General features: G+C 58.8%; 17 protein-coding genes and 1 pseudogene. 9 read left to right on the top strand and 9 right to left on the bottom strand.

Annotated features, from left to right (window positions below):
- Positions 1-682: 682 nt before the first annotated feature.
- On the bottom strand, positions 683-922 hold the full coding sequence (locus CO660_RS28275; RefSeq protein ID WP_097601403.1) for a DUF982 domain-containing protein: 240 nt from the start codon (positions 920-922) through the stop codon (positions 683-685).
- Positions 923-1422: 500 nt separating this feature from the next.
- Between CO660_RS28275 and CO660_RS28285 the strand changes: the two genes are divergently transcribed.
- Positions 1423-1662 (top strand): DUF2934 domain-containing protein, encoded by a 240-nt coding sequence (locus CO660_RS28285; protein ID WP_097601405.1) that lies wholly within the window; start codon positions 1423-1425, stop codon positions 1660-1662.
- Positions 1663-2385: 723 nt separating this feature from the next.
- Here the strand turns inward: CO660_RS28285 and CO660_RS28290 are convergent.
- Positions 2386-3471, bottom strand: a complete 1086-nt coding sequence (locus CO660_RS28290) for an aldo/keto reductase (RefSeq protein ID WP_097601406.1) — start codon at positions 3469-3471, stop codon at positions 2386-2388.
- A gap of 97 nt (positions 3472-3568) precedes the next feature.
- On the opposite strand from CO660_RS28290, the gene CO660_RS28295 reads away from it, so the two are divergent.
- The 3 genes from CO660_RS28295 (at position 3569) to CO660_RS28305 (ending at position 5459) form a co-directional block, all read left to right on the top strand.
- Positions 3569-4498, top strand: a complete 930-nt coding sequence (locus CO660_RS28295; RefSeq protein ID WP_097601407.1) for a LysR family transcriptional regulator — start codon at positions 3569-3571, stop codon at positions 4496-4498.
- A gap of 380 nt (positions 4499-4878) precedes the next feature.
- Complete coding sequence (locus CO660_RS28300; protein WP_097601408.1) at positions 4879-5079, top strand: type II toxin-antitoxin system VapB family antitoxin; 201 nt, start codon at positions 4879-4881, stop codon at positions 5077-5079.
- Positions 5076-5459, top strand: a complete 384-nt coding sequence (locus CO660_RS28305) for a type II toxin-antitoxin system VapC family toxin (protein ID WP_097601409.1) — start codon at positions 5076-5078, stop codon at positions 5457-5459. Before CO660_RS28300 ends, CO660_RS28305 begins: the two co-directional genes overlap by 4 nt.
- Positions 5460-5531: 72 nt before the next feature.
- On the opposite strand, the pseudogene CO660_RS34105 reads toward CO660_RS28305, so the two are convergent.
- From CO660_RS34105 to CO660_RS28320, 3 genes and pseudogenes are all read right to left on the bottom strand, one after another.
- Positions 5532-5782: pseudogene (locus tag CO660_RS34105) on the bottom strand (hypothetical protein); the annotation flags it as partial.
- Positions 5783-5925: 143 nt separating this feature from the next.
- Complete coding sequence (locus CO660_RS28315; protein WP_097601410.1) at positions 5926-6996, bottom strand: S-adenosylmethionine:tRNA ribosyltransferase-isomerase; 1071 nt, start codon at positions 6994-6996, stop codon at positions 5926-5928.
- Positions 6993-7715, bottom strand: coding sequence for an SDR family NAD(P)-dependent oxidoreductase (locus tag CO660_RS28320; protein WP_097601411.1), 723 nt, complete (start codon positions 7713-7715; stop codon positions 6993-6995). The genes CO660_RS28315 and CO660_RS28320 overlap by 4 nt, the downstream gene beginning before the upstream one ends.
- Before the next feature lie 85 nt (positions 7716-7800).
- Between CO660_RS28320 and soxR the strand changes: the two genes are divergently transcribed.
- Positions 7801-8235 carry a redox-sensitive transcriptional activator SoxR gene (gene soxR, locus CO660_RS28325; protein ID WP_085781855.1) on the top strand — a complete coding sequence of 145 codons (435 nt, stop codon included), beginning with the start codon at positions 7801-7803 and terminating at the stop codon, positions 8233-8235.
- Between the two features lie 593 nt (positions 8236-8828).
- Here the strand turns inward: soxR and CO660_RS28330 are convergent.
- Positions 8829-9722, bottom strand: a complete 894-nt coding sequence (locus CO660_RS28330) for a LysR family transcriptional regulator (protein WP_097601412.1) — start codon at positions 9720-9722, stop codon at positions 8829-8831.
- 101 nt (positions 9723-9823) lie between these two features.
- On the opposite strand from CO660_RS28330, the gene CO660_RS28335 reads away from it, so the two are divergent.
- The 3 genes from CO660_RS28335 to CO660_RS28345 all read left to right on the top strand — a co-directional run bounded on the left by CO660_RS28335 (position 9824) and on the right by CO660_RS28345 (position 13070).
- Positions 9824-10564: an SDR family oxidoreductase gene (locus CO660_RS28335; protein ID WP_097601413.1), complete on the top strand. Its 741-nt coding sequence runs from the start codon at positions 9824-9826 to the stop codon at positions 10562-10564.
- Positions 10565-10592: 28 nt separating this feature from the next.
- A complete protein-coding gene (locus CO660_RS28340) occupies positions 10593-10811 on the top strand; it encodes a 4-oxalocrotonate tautomerase family protein (protein ID WP_085781858.1) in 219 nt (72 codons plus the stop codon).
- A 1164-nt stretch (positions 10812-11975) separates the two neighbouring features.
- Positions 11976-13070, top strand: a complete 1095-nt coding sequence (locus CO660_RS28345) for a glycosyltransferase family 4 protein (protein WP_097601414.1) — start codon at positions 11976-11978, stop codon at positions 13068-13070.
- A 198-nt stretch (positions 13071-13268) separates the two neighbouring features.
- Here the strand turns inward: CO660_RS28345 and CO660_RS28350 are convergent, their stop codons facing one another.
- Positions 13269-13481, bottom strand: a complete 213-nt coding sequence (locus CO660_RS28350) for a hypothetical protein (RefSeq protein WP_097601415.1) — start codon at positions 13479-13481, stop codon at positions 13269-13271.
- 995 nt (positions 13482-14476) lie between these two features.
- Between CO660_RS28350 and CO660_RS28355 the strand changes: the two genes are divergently transcribed.
- A complete protein-coding gene (locus CO660_RS28355; RefSeq protein WP_097601440.1) occupies positions 14477-14932 on the top strand; it encodes a hypothetical protein in 456 nt (151 codons plus the stop codon).
- Positions 14933-15005: 73 nt separating this feature from the next.
- On the opposite strand, the gene CO660_RS28360 is transcribed toward CO660_RS28355, so the two are convergent.
- Positions 15006-15323: a succinoglycan biosynthesis protein exoi gene (locus CO660_RS28360; protein WP_097601416.1), complete on the bottom strand. Its 318-nt coding sequence runs from the start codon at positions 15321-15323 to the stop codon at positions 15006-15008.
- Positions 15324-15482: 159 nt separating this feature from the next.
- A complete protein-coding gene (locus CO660_RS28365) occupies positions 15483-15722 on the bottom strand; it encodes a DUF2934 domain-containing protein (protein WP_097601417.1) in 240 nt (79 codons plus the stop codon).
- Between the last annotated feature and the right edge of the window lie 206 nt (positions 15723-15928).

Consider the following 15928-nt stretch of genomic DNA (forward strand, 5'->3'; position numbering starts at 1 on the left):
TGGCTTGAAGCGAACGGACCGTCGATTACGAACCCCACTCAAGCTCCTTCTGGCTTTGGAAGCGTCCTGGAGCAAAGGATAGCACGGAGCCTTAAAATTGATATCCAGCGATCATGGACGCCAGGGGGACTATCCATTCAGCTTTTGCTTCCGCGCCTCGCGATCATGTAATGTGTGGACCGATGCTTGGGCCATGACCAATACTGAACGCCCGTGTCCTAAATTATGTATTTGTCAATAGCATAGTTTATTGCCAAAAAGATAATATTAGGCAAGCTATTTGCGCGACGCACAAGTGGCGCATCAAAACACCCCTACCTTTCTGCCCCGCTTCCGCGCGGGGCTTTCTCTCCCACGACCATGCGCTAGTCGTGAACTTTGTTGCGTTACTGCGTTTACAGCTATCTGGATCCGATCTTCGCCGTACGCACGCCTTGGCCCCCGCTTCGACGGGGCCCTCTTTTGTCTGGCATCGTACGGGAACAGTAGAGAAAGAATTAGGTTAGCTCACTGGACCGCGCGAGGAAGGTTCTCGCGACGTGCCCGTCCTCTTAGAGACCCAAACCAGAGTTGGGCCGTGCGAAGGTAATTCCCAGTTCTCTCGGAGGTGCTTCGCACGGCCGAATGCCGCATGATGGCCGATGGCGGCATTATCCAGTTTCTCACTTCAAACGAAGCGACCTCAAGTTTGTTGAAGGATACCGGCCTCCTTTGCCGCAGCCTCAAACGCAGATCGCGCTTCCGTATCGGGAACAACGCCATGCGCCGCGTCCAGGCATACCTTCCACGCTGTCGCATAGCTCGCGTTTTTCTTGTCGGGCCAGTATTTCTTCAAGAATGCGACCGCCTCTCTAGCGTTCCTGATGACGTGAACACGATCATCTATCTTCAATTGGACGTTCGCGTCCCAGATGCTGATCATGGCGTCCTCCGTGGGCAGGCTCCTACAACGTATATTAGGAAAGTCTGTTCCAAGCGGACGATCCTACCGAAAATTTTAAGGGCGTCATGATCCCTTCTTTCCCACATCACAACTGGCCTCGTCTCGGCGGGGCCCCTTTTTTTTGGTCAGCCGTCGCTATTTTCGGGTCGCCCACGCCATTGCCACCGTGCCGAACTTTGTAAGGATGAAGGTGTGCGCCGACGCCCCTATTTCGAGAATACCTGACCCTCCAAGACCCATCAGCTTCCACCTATCCCCCTTCTTTTGTCCGCCAGCGTACGGGAACTGCAGGCAGAGAACTAGATTAGCTCACCGGATCGCGGGAGGAGGGTCACTGCGCAGCGACCAGGCCGAGAGTCTGTTTACCCGTTTCGGGCCTTCCTCGATCGAACTCGATTTGCTGATGGCAGCCAAGCGCCGCGCGCCTGTTCTGCCGGACAGAATTGCCGAATAACGCCTTTCACGAACGGAATCGATAGATGAGCGACAGACGCCATGAGTGGATCAGCAAACGGGCCTATGCGATCTGGGAAGAACAGGGCCGCCCTGACGGCCGGGACAGCGAACATTGGCGCCAGGCAGTCGCCGAGCGGGACGCGCTGGAACGCACGCAGGCCTCCGTCGACGGACGTGAAGTGCTGGTGAAGTTCCGCCCGAAGCCGCAACGGCCGGGCCTGCCACGCGACGGCTGGCTCACCCCGCCCGCCAAGGCCGGCTGATCCAACGGCCAGCGGCTTGCCTCTGGTCTCAGATACATTGATCAGCCGCTTTGTTGGCAGCGGAATGCCTTCCTCTTTGCAATCCGCCCACTAAGAGTCGGGTCGTGCAGCAATTCCCAGTGAAGTGCTCTCCAAGCATGTCTCCGTGCGGTCCGACACTTTCGATGTTTCTCAGGCGTTGTTTTTCGCCAGTGACGCAATGATGGCATCGAGCCTTCGGGTGGTCTCCTTCGAAGTCTCACGGTGCTCTTCGCGAAGATCCTTGATACTGGATTCCAGGCGATGGACACCGCCGTCGAGATCGGAGTGGCGGACGTACTCGTCGCGGATCCTGTTCAGTCGTCCCGCCCCTCGCCTCCAGAGTCATCGGCGCCATCAGGAGGCGCCAAACAGTCGGCGGGTCGGCGCGACAGTTACCCTCGGCACGGAAGCAACTGCGGCCGACATCGTAACGGCGGTCAGCAGCGTCTTGCCTTCAACAACCAAGCTTTCAAAATCCGGCATCGCACACCAAAGCAATCACTGGCGTCGTAAGCTATCACATCGGAGCGGCAGCAATCGGAGCCCTCCGGCGTTGAAATCGTCGCGCGAGTTGCACCACGTTCAAGGCGTACTGGCCTGAGCTGGACGTTACGACAAGGCGCTGAACTCAGTCGCTGGTGTATGGCAGCGGCGATCGATTCTTCGACCGTCGCCGCGTTTTTCTGCGTCGAACGATCGTACTCAGCGTCGGGGCTCAATGGTCGCTTCGCCGAACATGACGCCGCGAGTCAGTGGCTTGGCGAGGAAATCATGCGGGAAGCCGAGAACGATGGCGCTGGCTTCGGCGAGGCGAGTGCGATGCTCATCAGACAATACGACATCGAGCGCACCGAGATTGTCTTCAAGCTGGGCTATTGTCTTCACACCCATGATCGGCGAAGTCACGGCAGGGTTGGTAAGCGTCCAGGCGATCGCTACCTGCGCCGGCGACTTGCCGATTTCGGCCGCAACCTGCTTTACGACATCGGCGATGACGAGGCTGCGCTCGGTCAGCGAGCCGTTGCCGGCAGCCACATTCTTGCGGGTGCCGACCGCACTTGCGGTGCCGGCACCGATGTCGAGATCGGCGCGGGTATATTTGCCGGTCAGAATGCCCATGCCGAGCGGTGACCAGGGGATGACGCCGAGGCCGAGCTCACGCGCCATCGGGATCAGCTCACGCTCAACCGTACGCTCGATAAGGCTGTATTCGATCTGCAGTGCTACCAGCGGCGCCCAGCCGCGCAGGTCGGCCAGTGTCTGCATACGAGCCACCTGCCAGGCCGGCGTATCGGAAATGCCAGCATAGACGATCTTGCCGGCACGGACGAGATCGTCCATCCCCCTCATGACCTCCTCGACGGAGGTCGTGAAATCCCAGGCGTGCAGGTAGAAGAGATCGATATAGTCGGTGTTCAGCCGCTTCAGGCTGTCTTCCACAGAGCGGATCATGCTGCGGCGGTGATTGCCGCCGGAGTTCGGATCCTTCGGGCGCGAGGTGATAGTATATTTGGTGGCGATGACAAGCTCGTCCCGCCTGCCTTCGGCAAAGCGACCGACGAGTCTTTCCGAGGTGCCGCCTGTATACTGGTTGGCAGTATCGATGAAATTACCGCCGCGATCGACATAGGCGTCGAACATGCGACGCGACTCCTGCTCATCGGCGCCCCAGCCCCAATCGGTTCCAAAGGTCATGGCGCCGAGCGAGAGCGGCGAGACGCGCAGGCCGGAACGGCCGAGGAGACGATAGCGGTCAAGGGACAATGTGTTGGTTGTTTCATCTGACATCGGATAAATCTCCTGTGTTGCAGCCAGAAGATGCGCCTTGCCGATACTGATAACAATGCTACATTATCGACATGACTTCTTTAGCAAAGAGAACATAATGCGCGGCAGCGATTATGCGGAACTCAGGGCTTTGGTGGCAGTTGCCGAACATGGCAACTTTGCCCGCGCGGCTGCCCGGCTCGGCATGTCGGCCTCCGCACTCAGCCAGACGATCCGCACACTCGAAGAACGAATGGGAATCCGTCTGCTCAACCGCACGACACGCAGCGTGGCGCCGAGCGAGGCTGGCCAGCGATTGCTTGCCGGACTAGTGCCCGCGCTTGCCGATCTCGACCGGGCGGTGGCGGATGTTGCGGCGCTGCGCGATAAGCCAGCCGGTCTCCTGCGCATCACCGCACCGCGGGTCGCGATCGTCCACACGCTGGCGCCGTTGATTGCTCCCTTCAATGCAGCCTATCCCGATATCATCATGGACATTATCGTGGATGACAAACTTACCGATATTGTCGCCGGTCGTTTCGATGCCGGCATCCGACTAGGCGAGATGGTGGAAAAGGATATGGTAAGCGTAAAGCTCGGCGGTGAGATGCGGCTCGTCGTCATCGCCTCGCCGGGCTACGTCGCGCGCCACGGCATGCCACAAACGCCGCGCGACCTGCGCGACCACTCTTGCATCGCTTCCCGGTGGCCGACGGATGGCAGCCTCTATCTCTGGGAATTCGAACGCGGCGACGAGAAGCTCGAAGTGGCCGTCTCGGGGCCGCTCAGCACTACCGACAACGACCTGATGCTGCGGGCCGTGCTGGATGGTGTCGGGATAGCTTATCTCTTCGATCATCACGTGGCGGAACATCTCGCCGCGGGCCGGCTGGTCAGCATGCTTGACGATTGGACACCCCCCTTCCCCGGCTTCCACCTCTATTATCCCAGCCGGCGTCAGATGCCGCCGCCGCTGCGTGCCTTCGTGGATTTTGCCCGCGGCAACTCGCTCAGACTGCCTTCAGAGGCACAAGTCAGTCAGGAATAGCTGGCTGGGGGACCTATTTCCTTTTTCGATCAGTGTTACCGGATGAGGCGAGACCAGACCACAAATTGCCACTTCGCTTCCGCTCGTGCGCCGCAATCCGCTCTGTATTTTCTTTACCAGAACGGCCCTGGTCCTCTCTGAACTGTATGGATTGGTTACAAACGCAACTACAAAAGTCCAAGCACCCTCCCCGGTAGGAGTTCCTCAATCCGGCTTGATTGTGACAGTAGACGATCGCGCCATGCTGGTCAGATCGGATTATCTCGGGCGAAGGTCGCCGCTTGATTCTTGTCATGACGCCGGAGGTATCAACGCGGGATAGGCGTAGATTTTGTCACCAAATGGTGCTATTTAAAACATCAGTACAAGGATAATAGACGATGCGATCGACTATCAATCTCGACGATAATCTTATGGAAAGAGCCAAGTCCCTGACCGGCACAAAAGAAACCGCCGCTCTCGTCCGCCAGGCGTTGGAGACGCTTATCCGAGTAGAGTCCGGAAAACGCCTGATCGCGCTCGGTGGAACTATGCCCGATGCGGAGGCAGCTCCACGTCGCCGGAGCGCGGCGGCCAAGTGATACTGGCAGACACTTCTATATGGATCGATCATTTTCGCCAAGTTGATGCGGAGCTTCGGACGATCATTGAGCACGATCGTCTACTCTGCCATCCGGCTGTGGTCGGCGAACTGGCACTTGGCAGCCTTCGAGATCGCGAGCGTGTGATTACACTTCTGGCAGCCCAGCGCCAAGCGTTCGTCGCAACGCACGACGAAGTGATGACAATGATCGACCGTCACGGCATCTTCAGTATGGGCATCGGCTATACCGATGCCCACTTGCTCGCCTCGATACTGCTTGATCGGCGAGCGGCATTATGGACCAAGGACAAGCGTCTGCAGGCGGCGGCCGAAAAGGCAGGCGCTTCATTGCATAAGCCCGCCCATCCCCGCAACTAAACACCAAAATAGTCCGACTTTTCGGATTGTCCGGTCTCTGTCGCCTTGATGAGAGCAGAACCAAACCGGTCATTAGCATCTGCTTGCAGTTGATGGCATAAACATATCTCTCAGCCGAAGCCCCGGCGCCGACCGTTCGCGAGAATCCGGGCTGCCCAGAGAGCCGTGCGCAAACTCGTCGCCGCCGCGACCGGTCGGCGGCCGGAACTCACTGTCGCGCCCGGCAGGAGATCGAGGAGCTGCTGAGCGACGAGGTGTTCCAGGCCGGCTTCCTGCTAGATCCTGCCATTGATCATGATGGCGCCGAGCACCACCCTGCGCGAGCAGATGTTCGAACCGACCTGACGCCACGCTTCAGCGCCGGCGAGCCAGCCAAGGCACGGCGATGCAAACTGTCCTATCGATCGAATAACTCTCAAGAAGGTATCAGCGGTGGCCGGAATAAAACTCCAACAGCATCTGCAGCTTAAGATCGATGATCATGTGCCCCGGGAAGGTTCGCGCGATAGAGCCGCTGTTGACGATTGAGGAGCATCGAATCGCCGAATTCATGCGCACGGTAGCGGCATCCCGCGAGAGCTGCGGAGGCGCTGGTGAGCAGGCCATCGTCGGCAAAGGCGCGCAACAACTCGAAATGGCTTTCGCCGGGCTGGTGGACACCAGTGAGAACCGCATCGACGACGCGGAGCGGAGTGCCACGGCCGATGCGCCCTGTCGCAATACCATCTCCGGCACGCAGGCTGCCATCGGTCTCGGCGGCTGCTTCAAGTGCGCGCACGACGCTGGTGCCAATCGCGATGATGCGGCTGCCTCTGAGCTGCGCCCGCGCTACCTGCCCCACGGTGCATTCAGGGATGTGGTAAGGCTCGTCAAAGGGAAGGCGCGAGTCGAGTGCGGGATCGCCGGTGGAAGAAATGCCCGCGGCATGCGTGAGTGTTGCAAAACCGATCTCGCGACGACGCCAAGCTTGCAGTGTGCGCCAGTCGAGCGCGAAGGAAGCCGATGGCGCCTCGAACGCGACCGGCCGGGCGGCAATTCTCGTCCAAACATCCCATAGTGCCAACGGCTCGGGAACATGCGCGTATTGGATCGGCCTGCCATGCTGCGCCAGGCCTGCAAACATGGCTGCTCGGGTGCCCTGGAAGCTGAGCTCGACAAGACGAGGATGGTCGAGAACGCGCTCGACATTGGCTTCAAGTGAGCCGAGCTGGAGGCGATCGCCTGATGACAGCGCAGGCGGCGGCAGCCGATCTTCCGTGCGGGTGCGATGATCGCCAGAGCCGAAGGCAATTGCCACGAAGCGGACTGGAGCGGAAGCTGACAGCCAGCCGGCTAAGCGGATCTCGATCGCCCTTCCGCATTGGAGATGCGTGCCGTGTAGGCTGGCAGGCAAGGTCGCGGCGTCGTTGGCGACAACCAGATCGCCAGGATCGAATAACGTGCCGAGGTGAGCCCGCGGCAGGTCGCGCATCGAGCCGTCCGCCCCAACGACGAACAGCCTGGCCGATTGCCGATCGAGGTGATCAGCGGCGATCACGACCGGGCTCCAGCGGTAAGCGCAGCGTGAGCCGACAACGCCTCAATCATCGTTTCGAGAATCTCGGCAGCGGCCAGTTCCGGGTCTTTCAAGCTCGAAGGATCGGCGTCCGGGAGCGCCAACGCGTGCAGCGGGGTGTCCATATCGCCAGGGTCGAGCGCAAGGAACCTTATTCCATCTGGCTTCGACTCTTCGTCCCAAATTGCCGTCAGATGGGCAAGCGCTGCCTTGCTCGCGCCGTATGCGCCCCAGCCGGGATAGGCGTTGACCGCCGCGTCGCTGGAGATGTTGATCACCAGCGCGCCGCGGCCCTCGCGCGCGGACGCGGCGAGCGCACCGAACAGGGCTTTCGTCAGCCGGAAGACGCCGAGAAGGTTGACAGCGAGCGCCGCCTCCAGCTCCTCGCACTCCGTGTCGGCAAGAAGCGCCAGAGGCACAGGACCGAGGTTCGATGCATTGTTGATCAGGACGTCGACCCCGCCAAGATTGGCACTGATCTGCATCGCGATCGGATAGATATCTTCCTTCTTGCCGATGTCGGCGACAATGCCATGCGCGCCCGTCTCGGCTGCGACGCGCTCGACATTCGCGGCGGTGCGGGCGACGAAGGCAATGCTCGCACCCTTCTCAGCAAGCTGCCGCACAAGCGCCAGCCCGAGGCCGGAAGTGCCGCCGGTGATCCCTACGCGAAGTCCTTGAAGATCGATATTCGCCTGCATTGCGGTGCTCCTTCAATGGGTACGCGTAACTGCTACAAGTTCAAGTGAACTTGAAGTCAAGAGAGCTTCGTGCTTTTATTTATGCATGGATCCGATGCTGACCATCACCGACGTGTCGCGACGCAGCGGCGTTGCCTCATCAGCTCTGCGCTTCTATGAGGAGCGTGGGTTGATCGCATCCGAGCGCGCCGGCTCGGGACACCGACGCTACCACCGGTCTGCATTGCGGCGGATCGCTTTCATCGTCTTTGCACAGCGGATCGGGCTGACGCTGGAGGAGATCGGCGCCGAGCTCGCTAAGCTGCCGGCCGATCGCGTACCGTCACGTCGGGATTGGTCGCGGCTGTCGAGCGCGTGGGCAAAGCGTATCGACCAGCGCATAGCCGAGTTACAGCGCCTACGGTCCGGTCTTGGCGAATGCATCGGTTGCGGCTGCCTGTCGATCGACCGATGTCGCTTGGCGAACCCTGCCGACGTGGCAGGGCGCAAAGGGCCGGGAGCGAGGTATTGGCTGGGTTGAATGAGCCTCCAATGGTATGCCGAACGATCTTACGATCTTGCCGGTTATTTAATGTGTCACGTCCCGACTTCACCTCCACAATGAAGATTGGCTTACGATTCGGCGACTCGGCTCCGGGCCACTGCCGCCGAAGGAGGTGAGAATGACGGAAAGCAAATTCCTGACCCCGGACTTCAGCAAATCTCTGCTTTTTCATTTGTCCGTCCTTCAAGAGGCCGGACTCTAACCCAATCTCGAGGAAATTACCCGTGGCAGGTCAACGGCGATCGAATTGGCGACTCGACTCCTCCAGAACTGGGCGTGGAATGAGGTGATCAGCTCAACGTATGAGCTGCAAGATCGGCTTTAACCCTGTCTATGGAGCGGCAAGGACACGCCGCTTGCCAAAGACGCTGTTCGACCGTTCAATCGCATCGAGGCAAGATGAGCGACATTTGGCGAAAGCCATGTCGCGCGAAAAGGCCGACGCCCTCGCATACCTCTAAGGTGTAGACCTTGCTTGTTGCTCCTTTCGATTAGCTATTCCACGGAGCGGGCAATCGGTCTTGGCAGATCTCCGGAGATAGCTGGATATTTGGGATCGCGCCCGACCGTCAGAATTCAGCTTTGGAGAACAATTCGACGATCCAGTCGAGGAAGACGCGCACCCGCGGCGAAAGCTGGCGGTTCTGCGGATAGAGCGCGGTAAGCGGTGTCGGCGGAGGAAGATAGTCGGCAAGGACCTCGACCAGCGTCCCTTCGTCCAGATCCCGCTGGAGGCGGTAACGCGGCGCCTGAATGAGGCCGAAGCCGAGGCGGGCGAGATCGGTCATGGTGTCGGAGTTGTTGACCGTCAGCCGGAACGGCAAGGATATGAAACGGACAGTGTTGCCGACCGTGAACTCGAGAGGCATGATCTGCCCGGTACGGGAGGATATGAAACCAACGGCGCGATGCCCCTCCATCGCGTCTGGGGAGCGTGGCATTCCGTGCCTTGATATATAGGCCGGGCTGGCACAGGTGATTTCAGCGATCATCCCGAGGCGACGCATGATCAGGCCGCTATCTGAAATCTCTCCGGCGCGGATGACGCAGTCGATACCTTCCCTGACGAGATCTACCAGCCGGTCGCCCTGCCCGATCTGAAGGTCCAGCAGAGGATACCGATCGAGGAACTCATTGAGTCGCGGCAACAGGAATGTGCGTGTCAGCAAAGGATGCGCGTCGACGCGCAGCAGGCCGCGTGGTTGCATGTCACGGAAGACGTTTTCCGCCTCGTCCACCTCCGCGAGGATCGCCACACATCGGCTGTAGAAGGCCGCGCCGTCCAGTGTCGGCGCGACATGCCGGGTCGTTCGCTCAAGAAGGCGAACGCCGAGATCGCCTTCTAGCTTTTTAATCGCCTCGGTGGCCGTGGAACGGGCAAGCCCAAGGTCGGACGCCGCCGCGGCGAAGCTACGGCGCTCAACGACCCGCATAAAGAGCTGCATGCGGTCAAGCCGATCCATGCCTTTATTCACCACAGACGAATTCTCATGTCAAATGTTGGTGGATTGTTCTCCCGGGACACCATCGATATCTCCTGTTCCGTCATAAGGAGAAGGTTACAATGAGCATCGAAGGGCAGCGCGTCGCTATCGTCACCGGCGCATCGAAAGGGATCGGCCGAGCCATTGCGCTTCGGCTGGCGCAAGACGGCATCGCCGTCGTGGTGAATTACGCAAAGAGCCGTCAGGCGGCTGATGCGGTCGTCGCGGACATTGAATCGGGCGGCGGGAAGGCTCTCGCAGTGCAGGCTGACATAAGCGGTCCGGCCGCAGCTGCCGATCTGTTCAGCGCGGCCGACGAGCGCTTCGGCGGGACCGACATACTGGTCAACAATGCCGGCATCATAAAGCTGGCTCCGATTGCCGATATGGACGACGCGAGTTTCGAGCAGCAGATCGCCACAAACTTCACAGGGACATTCCGCGCCGTTCGCGAAGCAGCCCGTCGGCTCCGCGATGGTGGGCGCATCATCAATTTTTCTTCAAGCGTCGTCGGCGCTTACGGGCCGACTTACGGCGTCTATGCGGCAAGCAAAGCCGCCGTCGAGGCGATCACGCACGTCGCCGCGAAGGAACTCGGCCGGCGCGGCATTACCGTCAATGCGGTGGCGCCCGGTCCCGTCGAGACCGAACTGTTCATGTCCGGCAAGCCCGACGAGCTGGTCCAGAGAATCGTTGGTACCATTCCGCTCGGGCGCCTGGGCCAACCGGATGACATTGCCTCAGTCGTTTCCTTCCTGGCCGGCCCGGAAGGCGGTTGGGTGAACGGTCAGGTGTTACGCGCCAATGGCGGCATGATCTGAAGCAGAACCCACAAGAAAGGAGATTCCAATGCCATTCGTTAACATAAAGACACCTGAGGGCGCGCTTAGCCGCTCCCAGAAGGAAGAAATCGTGCACCGCGCCACCGACATGCTGGTGGAGTACTTCTCCGAGGCGGCACGGCCACACACAATGGTGCTGATCGAGGAAGTGAAGGACGGCGGATACGGGCGTGCCGACGAGATTTTCATCCTTCCGGATGCCTATCGCGTCAAAGAAGACGGTTGATCCCGGAGTGCTCGGAGCTGGTGCGGAGGTTCCGCACCAGCTTGCATAACCACGGCAGAGGACGCCGGTCTGACGGTGCTAGAAGCGTGACCTGCCACGGCAATTTCCTGCAACGGGCGGCCGTCAGGATTTATGAGGGGATGATCGCACCGGGGACACGGTGGGGGCAATCTGGCGGGCGGATTGGCTACTCTTGCAGGTTGCTCAGCAGGTTTCGACTGCCTCATGTTCTTATTGGTATGGTCCGCGACGAAGGAACAAACACAAGGCCCGGGGAGTTAATGCGGTAGTCGGGCGTAAGCGTAATCGGAGCGTGGCGCTCTCCTCATCCCTCGGGTGTCCGAGGTTGCTTCCAGCTTTCGAGCTGTGACGCGGGGTTCGAATCCCTGCCCCGACAGCCATATCCGCTCAATCGAACAAAGCCTGCGATTTCTCGTCAGGATACCTGACCTATAGCACTCCTTCGCTCAGGGGTGCCTGATCACCTCGCCATCGAGGCACTAACCTGCGGGTACAAGCTAGCTAAGCCTACGATCACTCGAAACAAAGATAGCTGAAATCATGCAGCCTCTCCACCAGTGATGGATGCTTCCCTCCGGCCACAGTGCTTTCACCCTCGCACCCTCTCCTCGTGAGTGTTTCTGTCATCCAATGCATAGTTCGGCACGACCCGGTTCGAAAACTTTTCATTTAGACCGAAGAAGGCCTCTATGTGCAAATGGTCGTCGTCCGCCAATCGCACGGCGACAGAATGCGTCTTTCGAGTATCGAAGGAGAGCTTCTTTCGATGGCGCTGGGATCGTTTTCCTCACAAGACGCCAGGATGCTGCCTGTCTCGAGGTCCAAACGACTCGTTTGCGCGGCGCAACTTAGCCCAGCGGTCGTATCAGCCGCCTTGCGGGCGGACACGACGCCTCATGAAATTCGATGCGTTGAAGAGTTTGAAGGACTTCACGGCGCGTCGAACCCATCTCGTTGATCCTCATTAGCCAAGGAACCGTCGCGGCGCCCCGATTCATCGTTTCAAGCCAACTCGGCTAATGGAAAAGGATTACGGAACGCGGCGCATCAGTTCAAGTTCTACATCTGATGATCGCGCCGCATCCAAGAGGATGCGAGCTAGTACTAAACGTCAAATCTTTGCTCATTGGAGGAGGCTTTCCGATGAAGATCGCCCAGATCGCACCCCTTGCTGAAAGCGTCCCACCGAAGCTTTACGGCGGAACGGAGCGCATCGTCTCTTATCTGACAGACGAGCTGGTCCGTCAGGGCCACCAGGTCGCGCTTTTCGCCAGCGGCGACTCTGTTACTGACGCCAAACTGGTAGCGTGCTCGCGCATCGCCCTGCGTCTCAATCCTGCAGTCAGGGACCACGTGCCGCACCATATTGTCATGCTGGAGGAGGTTCGCCGCCGGGCACACGAATTCGATGTCCTACACTTCCACATTGATCTGCTGCATTTCCCATTGATTATGGACTTCGCAGACCGAACCGTGACGACGCTGCACGGACGGTTGGATCTACCGGACCTTCGAACATTCTACCAAGCCTTCCCGGACATACCGCTGGTGTCGATCTCAAACAATCAGCGACAGCCCATGCCGCCGGTCAACTGGGCCGGCACCGTTTACCATGGGCTCTCGGACGAGATTCTACCCTTCACCGCGAAGCCGAAAGGAAACTATCTTGCTTTCCTCGGGCGCATCTCGCCGGAGAAGCGACCCGATCGAGCCATCGAGATCGCTGCTAAAGCAGGGATCCCCCTGAAGATCGCGGCGAAGATCGACAATGTCGACAAGCATTACTGGGAAACCGTGATCGAGCCTCTGGTGAAGAGCCATCAAAACGTGGAGTTCGTCGGAGAGATCAACGAACATCAAAAGGCAGAGTTTCTCGGCAATGCCGGTGCATTGCTGTTCCCGATCGACTGGCCAGAACCCTTCGGAGTGGTGATGATCGAGTCTATGGCATGCGGCACCCCAGTCATTGCGTTCGGCTGCGGTTCCGTGCCGGAAGTGATTGACGCCGGTGTCTCCGGCATAATCGTCGATACAGTCACCGAAGCCGTGGAAAACATCGACCGAGCGCTGCGCCTGGACCGCCGCAGAGTTCGCGCAACGTTCGAAAAGCGCTTTTCTGCAGAGCGCATGGCGCGCGATTATCTCGATATCTACCGAACTCTGCCAGGTGTACGTACCCATGGTGCACGCATGCGCCGTGCCACCAGGGCTGCTCTCGGGGTGCAGACCGCTGCGTGATGGCGAAGAGAGGTAGGTGTCATTCGAATACGCGGGCAATGCCCCGGTCGTCTTCTTTAATCCGGAGGAGGTCGTTGCTGTGGGAGCTCGCCAGCTGGCGCGACCTTTCTCGTATATATCTTGGGGACAAGGGGTGCTCGTCGTCAGACGATCAAAGACCGGTAAGATTGAAGGGGGCGTGGGGTCGGTGGTCCGGTTCTACGATCGAACATCGATAAGTAGGCTCAACAAACTGTCCTCATCCTTCACGCCGTGCTGATAGGACTGAATGATCCGAGAGGCTAGGTCCTGGCGCTGCGGGTCCGAGGTGATCTTCTTCACCGATACGACGTGATCGAAGACCCGCTGGCAAAGGGCCACTTCGGCTTCATTCAATGCGCTCTGGGTTTGGAATACTTGGGACAGGATCATAACGCCTCACTCTCCTATGCTGAAGGCAGGGCGGGAACGCGATGGATCTGGCAGGTGTCTTGAGGCGTCGAGCCGTGCGGAGCGTCGCTTGGGAGCTGACCGGTAAATTGACTCCGCACGGCCCAACAGTGGACCGTAAGAGGAAGGCATTACGCGAACTGGAACCAACTGGCTTTCTCCCGCGATCCGGTGAGTCAACCTCATTGTCCCAATGTGGTTCCGGTACGATGCCGGACACAAAAAAGCCCCGCCGAAACGGGGCAAGTCTTGACAACACGGATCGCACAGGAGGAACACCCGTGCTTTCCTGTTACTTCAACGAAGAGGGACTGGCTAGGTTCCGCTACGGCGTTGGAGATAGTTGACCTCAGCTTGGCAACGAAGGTGTTATTTGCTTCGCCAGGGAGGTTCTGACTGGATACACAGCAACATTGCTAAAACCTCCCTGGCGTCCTCTCGACAAGGATGAAGAAAATCTAGTTTGAATCTTACCGAGAAAAAGACGGACTAAAGTCTGGCTATAGAGAGCGGCGGTTTGTAGTTGGTTTAAGTAGATACCAGACAAAAAAGCCCCGCATTCTCGCGGGGTGAGCACATGGGGTTATTTTGTAGGCATTGCGCACTTAGGCGCCGTGCAACAATGTTGCTCGAAATTCTCTATAATGACAATAAGTAATACTTTATCATTTAGAGCTACAGAACACTCTGTAAAAAAATGTGATTGTGTCGCGCTAATCTGAAGCAAGAATCAACTGGGAGCCAAAAGAATATCTCCTATTATACATGCGGCCGCCCAGCGATTAATGCTTACCCCAAGCAAACGCATCTCCTGTGCGCTGGGCGGCACCTCCTGTAAAGTGAACGCGGGTGACTGACATTTGAGCCATATCAACGTTCATCGGAGGTTCATTCGGCGGGTGTAACCGTTTGCAGTATATGGCCAACGTACCAAGGAGCGTGTCATGGTTTTCGTTGCATCGACCAAGTCATATCGCATCTCTCACAAACTTCTTCTTTCCGCTGCCGGCTCTCTTGTGGCTGCTTTCATGATGTCGTCGCCGGCACATGCGCTGACGATGAAGGAATGCAGTACAAAATATCAGGCGGCCAAAGCCGACGGCTCTGCCAAAGACATGAAATGGAACGATTTCCGCGCGAAATTCTGTGGCGCGGACGCTGCCGCCGCTGACAAAGAAGACGAATCGGATGTCGCAAAAACAACCGAGAAAGAGCCGGAAAAGCCTACGACTGCGGCCCCAAAAAGCGTGAAGTTCCCGAAGGCAGTCGACAAGAAATACTCGAGCGAAACGCCTGCCAAAGGACGGTTGCACACCTGCGTCGATGCTTATCACGCCGCCAAGGAAGCGGGCACGCTCGGCGATCTGAAATGGATCCAGAAAGGTGGCGGCTATTGGAGCCTCTGCAATTCCAGTATTAAAAGCGCAGGCTGAATGAAGCGGCGCGATATTTCAAAGAAAGAGGGCCGCTATGCAGGCGGCCTTTCACATCCAGGCAATCTCCCCATTACGATTTCGATTTCCGCCAGCCGGCGGCCCACGCTTCGAATTCCGAGCAGAACCACCGTTCGCCATACTGGGGACTGATTTTGGTCTGCTCGTAGTGTTTCTGCCCCGGCACGTGGAAGATGCGCTCGCCCGTGTCAATGGAGATGTTGCCCTTGATCCTGCAGGAAAGTCCAGAGCCGCCAGAAGCGCTCCATGAGGCCAGCATGTCGCTCGCGGTCCAGCCGCCGGCCGCACCAAACGCGACGGTGCCGATGACCAACCCTGGCGCCCTTAGCAGCAAGGATTTCTTCTGCGGAACGTGATAACCCTGACGCATGCCCCATCTCCGCCATTTCGCGCGATGATTGTAACAGCGCTAGGCTACGCCGAATATTTATCCAAAAGGCTTATCTGAGACGGCCCCGGAGGACGCTCGCGGACGCCGACCGCAGAGGCGGAATCAGCGTGGGCGCGGAAAAAGCCGCTGGCCGTTGGATCAGCCGGCCTTGGCGGTTGGAGTGAGCCAGCCGTCGCGTGGCAGTTCCGGCCGTTGCGGCTTCGGACGGAACTTCACCAGCACTTCGCGTCCGTCAACGGAGGCCTGCGTGCGTTCCAGCGCGTCCCGCTCGGCGACTGCCTGGCGCCAATGTTCGCCGTTCCGGCCGTTAGGGCGGCCCTGTTCTTCCCAGATCGCATAGGCCCGTTTGCTGATCCACTCATGGCGTCTGTCGCTCATCCATCGATTCCGTTCGTGAAAGGCGTTATTCGGCAATTCTGTCCGGCAGAACAGGCGCGCGGCGCTTGGCTGCCCTCAGCGATCGAGGAAGGCCCGAAACTGGTGAACAGACTCTCGGCCTGGTCGCTGCGCAGTGACCCTCCTCCCGCGATCCGGTGAGGTAACCTGGTTCTGTCGCGGCAGTTCCTGTACGATGCCGAACCAAG

It is taken from the genome of Rhizobium sp. L9, assembly GCF_002531885.1.
Lineage (GTDB): Bacteria > Pseudomonadota > Alphaproteobacteria > Rhizobiales > Rhizobiaceae > Rhizobium.

Coding starts and splice junctions, on each gene's coding strand:
- CO660_RS28275 (WP_097601403.1), bottom strand. CDS start 922: ATGATCAGCATCTGGGACGCGAACGTCCAATTGAAGATAGATGATCGT.
- CO660_RS28285 (WP_097601405.1), top strand. CDS start 1,423: ATGAGCGACAGACGCCATGAGTGGATCAGCAAACGGGCCTATGCGATC.
- CO660_RS28290 (WP_097601406.1), bottom strand. CDS start 3,471: ATGTCAGATGAAACAACCAACACATTGTCCCTTGACCGCTATCGTCTC.
- CO660_RS28295 (WP_097601407.1), top strand. CDS start 3,569: ATGCGCGGCAGCGATTATGCGGAACTCAGGGCTTTGGTGGCAGTTGCC.
- CO660_RS28300 (WP_097601408.1), top strand. CDS start 4,879: ATGCGATCGACTATCAATCTCGACGATAATCTTATGGAAAGAGCCAAG.
- CO660_RS28320 (WP_097601411.1), bottom strand. CDS start 7,715: ATGCAGGCGAATATCGATCTTCAAGGACTTCGCGTAGGGATCACCGGC.
- soxR (WP_085781855.1), top strand. CDS start 7,801: ATGGATCCGATGCTGACCATCACCGACGTGTCGCGACGCAGCGGCGTT.
- CO660_RS28330 (WP_097601412.1), bottom strand. CDS start 9,722: ATGGATCGGCTTGACCGCATGCAGCTCTTTATGCGGGTCGTTGAGCGC.
- CO660_RS28335 (WP_097601413.1), top strand. CDS start 9,824: ATGAGCATCGAAGGGCAGCGCGTCGCTATCGTCACCGGCGCATCGAAA.
- CO660_RS28340 (WP_085781858.1), top strand. CDS start 10,593: ATGCCATTCGTTAACATAAAGACACCTGAGGGCGCGCTTAGCCGCTCC.
- CO660_RS28345 (WP_097601414.1), top strand. CDS start 11,976: ATGAAGATCGCCCAGATCGCACCCCTTGCTGAAAGCGTCCCACCGAAG.
- CO660_RS28350 (WP_097601415.1), bottom strand. CDS start 13,481: ATGATCCTGTCCCAAGTATTCCAAACCCAGAGCGCATTGAATGAAGCC.
- CO660_RS28360 (WP_097601416.1), bottom strand. CDS start 15,323: ATGCGTCAGGGTTATCACGTTCCGCAGAAGAAATCCTTGCTGCTAAGG.
- CO660_RS28365 (WP_097601417.1), bottom strand. CDS start 15,722: ATGAGCGACAGACGCCATGAGTGGATCAGCAAACGGGCCTATGCGATC.